At 36.9% G+C, this 14,140-nt stretch carries 7 protein-coding genes; all 7 read left to right on the top strand.

What is annotated here, in order from left to right:
* Positions 1 to 448: 448 nt before the first annotated feature.
* The 7 genes from ABEG63_RS21315 (at position 449) to ABEG63_RS21285 (ending at position 13,145) form a co-directional block, all read left to right on the top strand.
* On the top strand, positions 449 to 1,300 hold the full coding sequence (locus ABEG63_RS21315; RefSeq protein ID WP_312392401.1) for a BadF/BadG/BcrA/BcrD ATPase family protein: 852 nt from the start codon (positions 449 to 451) through the stop codon (positions 1,298 to 1,300).
* Positions 1,301 to 1,317: 17 nt separating this feature from the next.
* The gene (locus ABEG63_RS21310; protein WP_267405953.1) at positions 1,318 to 3,603 is read left to right on the top strand and encodes an NADP-dependent malic enzyme; all 2,286 of its coding nucleotides are present in this window, start codon (positions 1,318 to 1,320) and stop codon (positions 3,601 to 3,603) included.
* A gap of 85 nt (positions 3,604 to 3,688) precedes the next feature.
* Positions 3,689 to 4,333: an HAD family phosphatase gene (locus ABEG63_RS21305; RefSeq protein WP_267405954.1), complete on the top strand. Its 645-nt coding sequence runs from the start codon at positions 3,689 to 3,691 to the stop codon at positions 4,331 to 4,333.
* 287 nt (positions 4,334 to 4,620) lie between these two features.
* Entirely contained in the window at positions 4,621 to 5,205 is a 585-nt protein-coding gene (ruvA, locus tag ABEG63_RS21300) for a Holliday junction branch migration protein RuvA (RefSeq protein WP_267405955.1), read from the top strand.
* Positions 5,206 to 5,211: 6 nt separating this feature from the next.
* Positions 5,212 to 12,300, top strand: a complete 7,089-nt coding sequence (sprA, locus tag ABEG63_RS21295) for a cell surface protein SprA (RefSeq protein WP_346587447.1) — start codon at positions 5,212 to 5,214, stop codon at positions 12,298 to 12,300.
* A gap of 115 nt (positions 12,301 to 12,415) precedes the next feature.
* Positions 12,416 to 12,793 carry a glycine cleavage system protein GcvH gene (gene gcvH, locus ABEG63_RS21290; protein WP_267405957.1) on the top strand — a complete coding sequence of 126 codons (378 nt, stop codon included), beginning with the start codon at positions 12,416 to 12,418 and terminating at the stop codon, positions 12,791 to 12,793.
* A gap of 55 nt (positions 12,794 to 12,848) precedes the next feature.
* A complete protein-coding gene (locus tag ABEG63_RS21285; protein WP_267405958.1) occupies positions 12,849 to 13,145 on the top strand; it encodes a VanZ family protein in 297 nt (98 codons plus the stop codon).
* Positions 13,146 to 14,140: the final 995 nt, after the last annotated feature.

Raw genomic sequence — 14,140 nt, 5'->3', positions numbered from 1 at the left:
GTCAGTTTCTAATCAAGGTTATCAGAGAATTGACGAGTTTATTCAAGATGGCGTTACAGTACAAAGAAATCAAACTGTAAATAGAAAAACAGGATTTAAAAATCTTTTCGGTTACAACATCAAAGGCTGGCAAAGCCAGCCCGAGCCGAAAACAAAAAAATGAGCTCAAACAAAGCTTCAATCGGGGCTAGGGTTTTAGTCATTAATTTAAAAATTTGTATATTAAATCAAAATTAAATATAATAACAACTTAAAAACACTGATGAAAATATTTAAACCAAAACACACGCGCGCCAAAATAAAAGGAGCACTTTCTAAAATAAATAAAGAATATTCCAAAATAAAGGAGACAACGACGAGACCAGAAATAACATATATGTCATGTCGAATATCTCACATCTTACAAGATAAATTCATAATTTAGCATCCTTAAACTAAAATGAAAGATATGGTTGCTATTGTTGATAGTGGTTCTACCAAAACAGATTGGGTAATACTCGACGACTTTAAGAAAGTTTTCCTGAAAACGGAAACCATTGGTTTCAACCCAAATTTTATCAGCAAAGAACTTATTGTTCCGGAAATCGAAAAAAATACAAGTTTAACTTCCGTTAAAAATTCCATTACCAAGATCTTTTTCTATGGTTCAGGCTGTGGTGTTCAGCAAAACTGCGATACCATTGTTGAGGAATTAAGCAAAGTATTTTTAGATGCAGAAATTACCGTAAGAGAAGATCTTATGGCGGCGGCGTATGCTGCTTATCAGGGTAAGCCTGCAATCGTTTGTATTTTGGGTACAGGTTCCAATTCTTGCTATTTCGATGGGAAAGATTTAACGATCAAATTACCTTCATTGGGTTTCCTCATGGGAGATGAAGGAAGCGGAAGCGCCATCGGAAAACAATTGGTAAGAAGATTCTTCATGCAGAAACTACCACAGGATTTGCAGGAAGATTTTGAAAATACCTACCATTTAACCATTGATGAAGCATTGAAAAACATGTATCACAAGACAAGACCCAATGCCTTTCTTGCCGACTTCAACAGATTTGTGGTCGACAGAAAAGATCATCCTTATCTTCAAAAAATGGTGCACGAAGAAATGCTGAATTTCTTCGATTATCAGGTTCTTCCATATGAAGAATCAAAAGATGCCGAAGTTAGTTTTATCGGCTCCATTGCTTATTATTACGAAAATATTCTACGTTCTGCGGCAGCAGAGCTTAACCTTAATGTGGGGCAAATCGTACAAAAACCAATAGAAAGTTTAGTCGATTACCATATTAAATATATACTTTAAACAAAAAATAAAATTCTATGTCAAGTAAAACCCACCGCGACGAAAAGAACTTTAATCAGGCCGCGTTAGATTACCATAAAGCCGAACCTAAAGGAAAAATCGAAGTTATCCCTTCAAAGCCACACTCTTCTCAGAGAGATTTGTCATTGGCATACTCACCGGGGGTTGCAGTTCCTTGTATGGAAATCCACAACAAGCCGGAAACAGTTTATGATTACACGGGAAAAGGAAATCTGGTAGCAGTTATTTCCAATGGTACAGCCGTTCTTGGGTTGGGAGATATCGGAGCAGAAGCTTCAAAACCGGTAATGGAAGGGAAAGGTCTTTTATTCAAGATCTTTGCAGATATTAATGTTTTTGATATCGAAATCAATGAAAAAGATCCGGATAAATTCATCGATATTGTAAAAGGGATTGCTCCTACTTTTGGGGGAATCAATCTTGAAGATATTAAAGCTCCGGAAGCTTTTTATATTGAGCAAAGATTAAAAGAAGAATTAGATATTCCTTTGATGCACGATGATCAGCACGGAACAGCGATTATTTCGGCTGCCGCTTTGATCAACTCTTTGCAGATTGCCAATAAAAATATTGCAGAAGTAAAAATGGTGGTAAACGGAGCTGGAGCAGCGGCAATTGCTTGTACCAACCTTTATATTTCTTTAGGTCTGAAGAGAGAAAACGTGTTGATGTGCGACAGTAAAGGAGTTATCAACCATAAAAGAGAAAACCTTACGCCTGAAAAATTAGATTTCATTGTTGAAACAGATATCGATACATTAGAAGATGCCGTAAAAGGTTCTGATGTTTTCATTGGATTGTCTAAAGGAAACGTAATGACTCCTGAAATGTTGCTAAGCATGAACGAGAATCCTATCGTTTTCGCATTGGCAAACCCAGATCCGGAAATTGCTTACGATCTTGCGCTTGAAACTCGTAAAGACGTGATCATGGCAACAGGCAGAAGTGATTATCCTAATCAGGTAAACAATGTGCTTGGTTTCCCATATATTTTCCGTGGAGCATTAGATGTTCAGGCAAAAGGAATCAATGAAGCGATGAAATTAGCGGCCGTTCACGCGATCGCTGATTTGGCAAAAGAACCGGTTCCGGAAGCTGTAATTTTAGCGTATAATATTCAGAATCTTCAGTTTGGTAGAGAATATTTCATTCCGAAGCCATTCGATAACAGATTGATCACTAAAGTATCAAGCGCTGTGGCAAAAGCGGCGATTGAAAGTGGTGTTGCTGGAAAAACCATCGAAGATTTCGAGGAATACGAAAATCAGCTTCTTGACAGAATGGGAAGAGATGAGAAGTTGGTAAGAATGATGCAGAACCGTGCAAAATCTAACCCGAAAAGAATCACTCTAGGAAATGCTGAAGAATATAATGTATTAAAAGCGGCTCAGATTCTTTATGAGGAAGGTATTGCTTTTCCAAGCTTGTTAGGAAACAAAAAATATATCAAAGAGCAAATGGAACGTTTCGGAATCCAGTTGGATGTGCCGATTATCGATCCAAGCGATGATGACCAAAAAGAAAACAGAAAACGATACAGAGAAACACTTTGGAAACTTCGTCAGAGAAAAGGAATGAACGAGTACAAAGCAAAGAGATTTGTTCGTCAGAGAGATTATTTCGGGCCATTGATGTTGAAACATGGCGATACAGATGGTTTGATCATTGGTTTCTCTAAAAACTATGTTTCTACGTTAAGACCTGTTTTAGAAGTGATCGAAAAAGATAAAGGGGTTGATAAAGTGGCGGCAATGATGATGATTCTATCTGAAAAGAAACCTATTTTCTTCGCAGATACCTCTATCAACCAAAATCCTACAGCGGAAGATTTGGTAAATATTGCTAAAATGGCTGAGATTACCGTTAAAACTTTTGCCATCGAACCAAGAATTGCAATGTTAGGTTTTGAAAATTTCTCTGCAATTTCTGAAACATCTAAAAAAGTAGCAAAAGCGGTAAGTATTCTTCACGAGAAATTCCCTAAAATGATTGTGGATGGAGAAATTCAGCCAGATTTTGCGATGAATGCAGATCATTTAAGCGATTATCCTTTCTCAAAATTAGGAAATACTCCGGCAAATACCTTTGTTTTCCCGAATTTGGAATCTGCAAATTTATCTTACAAAATCATCAGAGGAATGAAAGTAGCTCAGGTTATCGGACCAATCTTGATGGGACTAAGCCAGCCAGTTCACGTTTTACAGATGCGTTCAAGCGTTGATGAGATCGTAAACTTAGCAACGGTTGCTGTTCTTGATGCTCAGAGAAGAGAGAAAAAATAAAAATAAATTAAGCTTTATTAAACCTTCAAGACTTCAAAACCTTGAAGGTTTTTAATTTTAACTTTAAATACAAATAGAAAAAAAGATGAATTTTAATGCAAAGGCGATTATTTTTGATATGGATGGAACTTTGGTAAATAACATTCCTTATCATGAAGAATCTTGGATCGTATTTTTAAAGGAATACGGAATTATGATAGAGCCTGAAAACTTCTCAGCTCAAAATCATGGAACACTAGACGAAATGATTATCCGTTTTTTTGGAAATGATTTGTCTAAAGAAAGAATCCATGAGTTGGGATTGGCAAAAGAAAATGCTTATCAGAATTTATATCAACCACACATTAAAGAAGTAAATGGATTAACTCCTTTTCTTCAAAAATTAAAACAAAATAACATCAAAATTGGTCTTGCCACTATGGGAATTCCTGCTAGTATTGATTTTATTTTAGGAGGATTGAATATCAAAAATTATTTTGACGAAATCACAGGCGGAATCGAGGTTTTAAAAGGAAAACCGAATCCTGATATTTTCCTGAAAACGGTTGAAAAATTACAGGTCGACGGAAAAGATACCTTAGCCGTTGAAGACTCAATGGGCGGAATAAAATCTGCAAAAGATGCAGGTTTAAAAGTCGTTGGAATTACAACTACGCATTCCGAAGAAGAATTGATGGACAACGGTTGTACTTTCGTAATCCATGATTATACTAATATTGATTTGAATTAAATAAGAGGCAAGTAAAAAGTGAAAAGAGACAAGGAGAGTCGGTTTGAAATTTAAAAGGTTTCATTTTAAAACATCATTCGATGCGTGGCTGTGATAACCGAAAATACTTCCAGCTTCAATCTTTCCACTTCCAGCCTATCAAAAAAGACTTCAAAATTTTGGAGTCTTTTGTTTTTTCGTAAAATCTTTAAAATCATCACCTAAAATTAAGTTAAAAAGCATTCCTGTGTTAAATGAAAATATTAATTAGTTTAATTTGCTATATTTGGGAGTTTTAAAAATTAATAATGATATTTTCACTTCAAGGCAATGTTCAGGAACTTACGCCTACTTACGCAGTAATCAACGTACAAGGAGTTGGTTACTATGTAGGTATTAGCCTAATGACCTCACAGACACTGACTTTAAATAAGGAGACTTTCCTTTTTATTCAACAAATTATTCGAGAAGATGCGCATTTACTTTTTGGGTTTAACACTCGTTCGGAAAAAGAAATGTTCAATCTGTTAATAAGCGTTAATGGCGTGGGTGCTGTTTCTGCTCTTATTTTGCTATCAACTTTAAGTCTTGATGAGATTGCTGCGGCCATACTTTCCAAGAACAGTGCGGTAATTCAGAAAGCGAAAGGTATCGGTGCCAAAACTGCTGAAAGAATTATTGTAGACCTTAAAGATAAGGTGCAGAAATTCAGCAATCCAGATGAAAATATTTCTACGTTTGTAGATAATAAAATCAAGGAAGAATCGTTATCTGCATTAGAAGTTTTGGGTATTCCGAAACGTATGAGCGAGAAGCTTGCAGACAGAATAATAAAACAAAATCCAAGTATCTCGGTAGAGGAATTGGTGAAACAAATTTTAAAAAACATTTAACATTTGGTGGAAAATAATAAGTATCTGAAAATATTTTTGTTCCTGTCGTTCCTGTGTATTTCATTCAATACATTTGCACAGAGGCGTCCAGCAGCACCAGTGCGTGATACTGCAATCATAAAGAAGGATTATCAGCTTGCTGACCCTACAACTTATGAGGCGTTTTACGACATAAAAACGGGTATGTACTATGTATATCCTAAGGTAGGTAATACAATTACGGGGCCACCTACGGCAATGTCTCCCGAAGATTATAAAGAATTTATGATGGCCTCGCAAACAAAGGCCTATTATAAAGAAAAATCAGACAAATACAGCTTACTTTACAGAAAAGATAAAGGAGATGCTGCCAAAAAAGGTTTGATTCCTTCGTTAATGATTCGAAATAAGCTTTTTGAAACCATTTTCGGAAGTAACAAAATTGAAATTATCCCATCAGGATATGCTTCTTTCGATCTCGCAGGTCTTTACCAAAAGATAGACAATCCGCTTATTTTACCACAAAACAGAACGAGTTTTACCTTTGATATCGATCAGAGGATTCAGTTGGGTTTGTTAGGTAAAGTAGGGGAAAATTTGCAGTTAAAGGCTAACTACGATACTCAAAGTGGTTTTGCGTTTGAAAACAGAATGAACCTCGTTTGGCAGGCAAAAGGAAGCTGGAAAGATCTTCAGCAAAAAGGTTTGAATGATGTAAATGCACCCAATGCCGGAGGAGAAGATAAGATCATTAAAAGGGTAGAATTTGGTAATGTGAATATGCCGCTTTCCACAAGTTTGATTCGTGGTTCTGAGTCTTTATTTGGGGTTAAAACTGAATTTCAGTTAGGAAAAACATACGGAACTGTAGTACTTTCTCAACAAAGAGGGGAGGCTAGAAATATCGTTGTTCAGGGAGGAGGTGTGATGAATACCTTTAAGTTCAATGCTTTGGACTATGAAGACAATCAGCACTACTTCTTAGATCATTATTTCTTAAAAAACTATGATAATGCTTTAATTAATTACCCTCAGCTTAATTCTAAAATTAATATTACAAGAATTGAAGTTTGGGTACTCGATCAAGGGAACAGCAATCTTCAGAACCAAAAAAGTATTGTCGGGATTAGAGATTTGGGTGAAGTTGCGGCAGGCTTTCCGGATAACTCTCAAAACGGCCTTTATACAGCTGTTTCCAATGCTATGGGCACAAGAGAGCAGGGGAAAAATTATGCGGGAACTTTCCAAGGACAAACTTTTCCAGGAAGTACCGACCCTTATCAAAATGGTGAACATTTTATCTACAATACAAAGGCAAGAAGATTAAATTCAAACGAGTTTATTTTCCAGCCACAGTTAGGATATATTTCATTAAACCAAAGATTGAATGACAATCAGCTTTTAGCAGTTTCGTACTCTTATACGATGAGCGGAAGTGAAAAGGTTTATAAAGTGGGGGAATTCTCAGAAGAGAGCCCTGTGCTTATTACGAAAGTGTTAAGACCGAACTCTACGATCAATACGGCATCGCCAATGTGGGATTTGATGATGAAAAACATCTATTCTATGGACGCAAGCCAGGTGAATCAGGATGGATTTATTTTGAATGTATTCTACAGAGATCCAAAAACCGGAGGTAAAGTAAATTATCTTCCGGATACTACTGTTAAGGATATTAACTTGTTAAAACTCTTCAACTGGGATCGTCTGAATGTAAATGGAGATTTACAGAACAACGGAAGCACTACGGGGGATGGTATTTTCGACTTTGTCAACGGAATTACCATTAGGCCAGAAAGTGGAAGAGTGATCTTTACGAAAGCGCAGCCATTCGGTTCGTATATGGCTCAGGTTTTGGGAAGTAATGATCCTCAGTATGTTTTCTCAGATTTGTATAGCCAACAAAAGCAGGTTGCTTCTTCAAGTAATTTAGCTCAGCGATATACGATTGAAGGACGTTACAAAGGAACTCAGGGCCAAGGTATTTCTTTGGGAGCGGTAAATGTACCTCAAGGTTCGGTAAAAGTTTCAGCAAACGGCGTACAGTTAACCGAAGGAGTTGACTATACCGTTGACTATATGCTCGGAACCGTTACCATTATCAACGAGCAGGTAAAACAATCTGGGCAGGCGATTAATATTTCATTAGAAAATCAATTAACATTTAATACGCAAAGAAAGAGCTTCTTCGGAATCAATTTAGAAAGAAGGTTCAATGAAAACTTTACCTTGGGCGGAACGGTTGTAAGATATTCTGAACAGCCTCTTACCCAAAAAGTAAATTATGGTCAGGAAGCTGTAAGCAATACTATGGCGGGAATCAACATGATGTATAATAATCAGTTGCCTTTCCTTACAAGACTTACCAATAAAATTCCAATGGTGAAGACAGAAGCACCATCGAATCTAAACTTCAAAATGGAAGCGGCTTACTTACTTCCAGGATTGAATAAAGGAACCAATGACCAGTCTTATATTGATGATTTTGAACAAACCACTTCTAAAATTTCACTAAAAGAGCCTTTAGCTTGGAGCTTAGCATCAAAGCCTGAAAAATCAGGTGGTGTTTTTGCCGGAGCTGGAAAAACAAACGATCTTACAGAAGGTTACGGAAGAGGATTGCTATCTTGGTATAATATTGATTCAAGATTCTGGGGAGTAGCGGGAAGAGCTCCGAATGGTATAACACCACAGTCGGTTTCCAACCACGCTTCGAGAAGGGTAATGTATTCTGAGATCTATAACAACAGAGATTTCGTTGCTGGTGAACAAACGTATACCAATACTTTCGATATTTCGTATTATCCACAGGAAAAAGGTCCTTATAACGTAAATCCGAACAGCGAAACGACTCAGCAGAGATGGGCGGGTATTATGAGGCCGATCAGCGTTTCAAACTTTATTAATTCTAATATTGAATATGTTGAATTCTGGTTGATGGATCCTTATGCGGATGGAGGAACTCTTGGAGCTGATCCTAAATTATTATTTCACTTAGGAAACGTTTCTGAGGATGTTTTGAAAGACGGATATATGCAGTATGAAAATGGTTTACCTACAGGTTCTACACCATCTACAACGACAAGTTCAAACTGGGGAACTCAGCCAAAACAGCCGCCGATTTTATATGCTTTCTCGAGTGAAGGTGATGATAGATTGATGCAGGATTTGGGGTATGATGGTTTAAGCTCAGATCAGGAAGCGATGAGGTTCGGAAATACTTTCGTAAACCCTGTTACTAATCTTGCTGACCCTGCTGTGGATGACTTTGTATTCTATCTTTCGGATAAATTCACGGGAAGTCAAGCGGCATCGGTTGTACAGAGATATAAATATTTTAGAAACCCGGAAGGAAACTCGCAGGCAAATTCTCTTGAGGTTGCTACGCAAACGCCGGATGCAGAAGATATCAACAAAGATTACAACTTAGATCAAACAGAAAGTTATAATCAGTATGAAGTAAGACTAGATAAGGCGAGTTTAACATTAGGTGAAAACAATATTGTTGATGAGAAAATTGTAAAAGCGCAATTCCAAAACGGGCAGAGTGACGATGTAAAATGGTATCTATTCAGAATTCCAGTTTCTAAATTTGATCCAACAGCTGGAGATCATAATGAATCTGTTTTAAATAATGTAAGATTCGCCAGAATGATGCTAACAGGGTTTGACCAAACTTCAACATTAAGATTCGGAACAATGGATTTGGTAAGATCAGACTGGAGAAGATATCCTAAGAATATTGCTAAATCTACAGGGGAAGCTACCGATGAAGGGCTAACTAACCTTACGGCTACTGATATGTCTAAATTGGAAGTTGGAAGTGTAAATATTGAAGAGAACGCGTTGAATCAACCGCCTTATGTATTGCCTCCGGGAATTGACAGACAGGTATTAAGCGGAAATGCTGGTGCTCAAAGACAAAATGAATCTTCTTTATACATGAAGGTAACAGATTTGAGTAACGAAGCTAGAGGGGTATTCAAGAATACAAGTTTAGACATGAGAAGATATAAAAAGCTAAAACTTTTTGTACATGCCGAAAATTTGGATAGTCCGTCTTCTAATACTTATGATAAAAATGAAAAATTCTTCATTCGTTTTGGTAGTGATGCTACAGATAACTACTATGAATATGAAGCTTCTCTGAAATATACTCCAAGTACAGCAACAACACCGCTTGAGATTTGGCCGACAGAAAACGATGTAGATCTTGATATTCAAAGTTTTGTTGATGCAAAAATCAGGAGAGATAAAGATTTCCCAACCGAGATTGCGAAAAGGATTTTAGATCCATCTTATGGTGATGCTGATGGTAACAGAAAAATTTATATCAAAGGTCGTCCGAGCTTAGGGGCTGTTACGACGATTATGGTTGGTTTCAGAAATAATACCGACAGTAGAGTTGGAAAAGGTAGAGTACTTTGGGTAAACGAAATTCGTCTTTCAGAAATTGAAAATGATGGCGGTTACGCAGGAAATGCAAGTTTAAATTTCAACTTAGGAGATTTTGCGGTTATTAATACAAGCGCGTCTTATACTTCGGTTGGTTTCGGAAATATAGATTCTAAACCTGCCGAGAGAAGCCAGTCGACACAATCGGCTTTCAGTATTAATGCCGCGGTGAATGTAGATAAATTGCTTCCTGAAAAAACAGGGGTGAAGATTCCGTTGAATTATTCTTATTCACAAACCATCGAAGATCCGAAATACAATCCTTTGGATACCGATGTTGAATTTAGCAAAGCAGCCAACAAAGAGCAGCTGAAAAAAGTAGCAAGAACGTACACGCAGCAAAGAAGTATCGGTGTTGTGAATATGCATAAAGAAAGAGTAAATGCTAATAAGAAACCGAAGTTCTATGATATAGAAAACGTTTCTGTAACGGCAGTTTACAATGATGATTACTACAGAGATATTTATACAAAAAGAAATTACAGACAATATCTGAGAGGATATGTAGACTACAACTATACGTTCAAGCCTTGGGTTCTGAAGCCTTTCAATAAAATGATCAGCGATACGGCGAAGTCTACGAAGTATCTGAAGTGGGCAAAAGAATTTAACATCAACCCAATTCCGACAAGATTGTCTTTCAGAACTGAAATTGATAGAAATTACAACGAGCTTGAATTTAGAAATATTGAATCTATTTTAAGCGGAAATGTAGCGGATGATTTCGGAGCGATCAGAAATAGAAACTTCTACTTCGGATGGCAGTATGGTTTAGGATTCAACTTTACAAAATCACTGAAATTAGAAATCAACTCGGCAACCAGAACGTTGAATGATAATGTGGATGTAAACACAATGGATAACAGTGCGATCTTTGGAAATGTATTCAGATCGGGTAGGCCGGTTCTTTACAACCACAGAGTTCAGCTGAATTATAAATTGCCGTTCCAGTATCTACCATATTTAGATTTTATTGATGCTGAGGTAGGCTACGGATTTACGTACAACTGGAATGCAAGATCTACTTCAATGTTGAGTTTCATCGATCCGGATACCAACAAACCGGCGAGTTTAGGTTCTATTGGTCAGAACACCAATGTCATTCAGGCAACGGCAACTGCAGATTTCCCGAAATTCTTTAGTCAGTTTAAATATTTTAAAGATATTTCATCAAAACTTCAGAAACGTAAGCAGGAAATTGATTCATTGAATAACGTTTACACGCAACAATGGGAGAAGAAAAGATTTAAGTATAAGAGCTATAAATTCAAAAATAAGCTTACCGTTTTACAAAGTATGGCTTTCTTCTTAACTTCATTCAAGCAGTTAGATGTTAGTTATTCTGAAAATAATGGTACGGTTCTTCCAGGCCTACTTTCTGCACCGAACTTTTATGGGTATGGTCAGACATTGGGAGGTCCTACACTTGGATTCCTTTTGGGATCTCAGGCAGATATCAGAAGAACGGCTATTGAAAACGGATGGTTGAGTAATTCAGCTTACATGACGGATCCTTATATTCAAATGTCAACAAAAGAATTAAGGGCTAGCTTGCAAGTGATGCCGTTTACAGAATTTAGAATTGATATTAATGCGTTGCATAATTATAACCGAAACCTTTCTCAATCGGGGTATAATGTAGATGCTATTGTTGATGATCCTAGCCGTCCGGAAACGCTTGGCTTCAACAATGCCTTTACAAGTGATATTGTGACGTACTCGAACTCTGTAATGTTGCTGAAAACTTCATTTAAAGATGGGGCAGCGGTTTATCAGGCGATCCGAGAAAATGCAAGAGCAATTTCTCAAGGCATGTTAGGGATACCAGGTGATAATGGATTCACACAAGGCTACAGTATTGCTAATGCATATGTATTGATCCCTGCATTTAGAGCTGCGGTCGAAGGTAAATCTGCAAAACCTATCGGAAATGCTAAAAAAGCTGGAATGCCACTTCCAAACTGGAAGATCACATATTCAGGTTTAAAAAATATTCCGATTATCAGCGGGCAGTTCTCCAAGTTTGATATTTTGCATTCATACAATGCAACGTATACGGCAACGGGAATTCAGTCTAGTGTCGATTATTACAATGCAACTTCTACGGGAGAGAGATTAGATGTAAATGGAGATTTTATCAATCCTTACACATTCTCTCAGGTTGGTTATGTTGAATCATTCTCACCGCTTATCGGGATTGATGTTACGATGAGAAACAATATGCAGTTTGGTATTCAGTATAATAAAAACAGAATGCTATTGTTAGGATTGGTAAACCATACGTTAACCGAAGATGCTAATACAGAATATGTGGTTAGACTTGGATATATCATCCGTAACTTCAGATTAGGAATGACCAATGTAAGAGGTAGAGGAAGAGGAAAAGGAAGCGATCTTAATATTAGAGGGGACTTCTCACTAAGAGATAGCAAAACGAGCATCACGAATATTTTGCTAGATGATTCTCAGATCACGGGCGGACAGAAATTATTAAACATAAAAGTTTCCGCAGACTATAACGTCTCTGAAAATCTTAACTTAAGAGTATTCTACGAGCAGATGACCTCGAAATACAAAATTTCTACGGCATTCCCGTTATCAACAGTAAGAGCCGGAATCTCCGCAACCTTCACATTTGGTGAAACTGGAGGAGGTTTCTAAGAACAAATAATTTAAAACAAAAAAATGTCCCTTCAATGTAGAGGGACATTTTTTATATCGGGGTATTTGAAGCTTATAGAATTTTGAATACATTTGTAAAAATAAAAATTTAAAAATGAACACACCATCAGAATTAAAGTACACTAAAGATCACGAATGGATTAAGATCGAAGGTAATGTGGCTACCATTGGTATTACAGATTTCGCGCAAGGAGAGCTTGGAGATATCGTATATGTAGATGTAGATACTGTAGATGATGATTTAGAAGGAGGTGCAGTTTTCGGAAGTGTAGAAGCTGTAAAAACGGTTTCAGATCTATTCTTGCCAATTGCAGGAAAGGTTATTGAATTTAATTCAGAATTAGAAGATGCTCCGGAAACACTAAACTCAGATCCTTATGGAGACGGATGGATCATCAAATTAGAAATTGCTGACGGTGCAGATCAATCAGAATTACTTTCTGCAGAAGAATATCAGGCTATCATTGGATAAAATTTCAAAAATATTTAGTAAGATACTGCCCATTTATTGGGCATTTCTTACTTATATGCTTCTAAAACCCGGAGAAGAAAACCAGGAATATTGGTTTATGTTCAATGGTCTGGATAAAGTGTTGCACCTGAGCATATTTGCAGCCCTTGGATTTTGTTTTATCGCTACTTTTCCAAAAATTAAATTCTCTTACTTCTTCCAGATCATACTTATCTATGCTTTTCTAACCGAAATTCTTCAGGAAGAAATGGGGCTCGGCAGATCTATGGAAACATTAGATATTGTCGCAGACACTATCGGCTGTCTTATCGGTTACTACACTTACAAATTTCTTATCAAAAGATTTTTCTAAACTTCTCGTCCTTGCGATGAGCGCAGCGCCGCAGCAATCTCCAACCCCTTCAACCTTTACACGCTCAACCGCTCCAACTCTCCAACACTCCCACTTTCCAATTTTTTTCAGTAGCTATTTCCCGCTCTCCATTATATCTTTTTTGTTGCGGTCTGCGCTTCGCTCCGCCCGCCACAAAAAAGGATGTCATTTCTATCGGGGCTAGGGAAGTTGTCCTTCCGCACTATTAACACGATATTATTTAAAAGAGTGCCACCTTCATAAAAATTCTCCTCCTCTGGAGGAGTGTCAAAAATTCGTAGAATTTTTGACGAGGTGGTTTATACGAAGACGATTCAATAATATTCTACCTATATAATAAGGTCTACCTTTCATTTACCCAATCCCATTCATCTCCACTCAAACCTCATAACTTTCCAAAACCTAAGAGGTTTCACTTTATCCCTCAAAAATCCCTATAACGCTCAGATTCTCTAACTCTTATACCCTCAAACTTAAACCACTCAAAACCTGCTACCCGCTATCTCTTACCTAATCCCTAAACATTCGTTTAAAATTAATCTCCCGCGTAATCAGCTAATTAAGCTTAAATATTAATTAAAAATGAACATTATGTTAAATAAATTAGGATTATATAATGTAAAGGTTCTATCTTTGCCCCACTGAAAACGAGAGGAAGTAGGAAGCGAAGAGAAGCCTTAAGAAAGGCAAATAACAACACACACTTTTTAGATAAGAACCCATCCAATCAAACAAATTTCATTTAAAATAATTTTAGAATTAAATTAGATAAAAATCTTGTGAGATTAGAAAAAGTTTGTATCTTTGCAGTCCGGTAAAACGGGGAGCAGGAGTGGGATTGATTAGATGGAATAAAGAAATTAAGGTCATCAAAAAACTTTAAAATTTTCTTCAAAAACATTTGGTCAATTAAAAATAAGTTATTACTTTTGCACACGCAAATACGGAGCGAAACTGACAGAAAAGTAGCTGCG

Source organism: Chryseobacterium sp. C39-AII1, from assembly GCF_039672645.1.
In the GTDB taxonomy this organism is placed as follows: Bacteria; Bacteroidota; Bacteroidia; order Flavobacteriales; family Weeksellaceae; genus Chryseobacterium.
This window is presented reverse-complemented; position numbering and strand designations above follow the sequence as displayed.

What these genes read in the sequence shown, in the direction of transcription:
- ABEG63_RS21315 (WP_312392401.1), top strand. Translation starts at nt 449, where the DNA reads ATGGTTGCTATTGTTGATAGTGGTTCTACCAAAACAGATTGGGTAATA.
- ABEG63_RS21310 (WP_267405953.1), top strand. Translation starts at nt 1,318, where the DNA reads ATGTCAAGTAAAACCCACCGCGACGAAAAGAACTTTAATCAGGCCGCG.
- ruvA (WP_267405955.1), top strand. Translation starts at nt 4,621, where the DNA reads ATGATATTTTCACTTCAAGGCAATGTTCAGGAACTTACGCCTACTTAC.
- ABEG63_RS21305 (WP_267405954.1), top strand. Translation starts at nt 3,689, where the DNA reads ATGAATTTTAATGCAAAGGCGATTATTTTTGATATGGATGGAACTTTG.
- gcvH (WP_267405957.1), top strand. Translation starts at nt 12,416, where the DNA reads ATGAACACACCATCAGAATTAAAGTACACTAAAGATCACGAATGGATT.
- ABEG63_RS21285 (WP_267405958.1), top strand. Translation starts at nt 12,849, where the DNA reads ATGCTTCTAAAACCCGGAGAAGAAAACCAGGAATATTGGTTTATGTTC.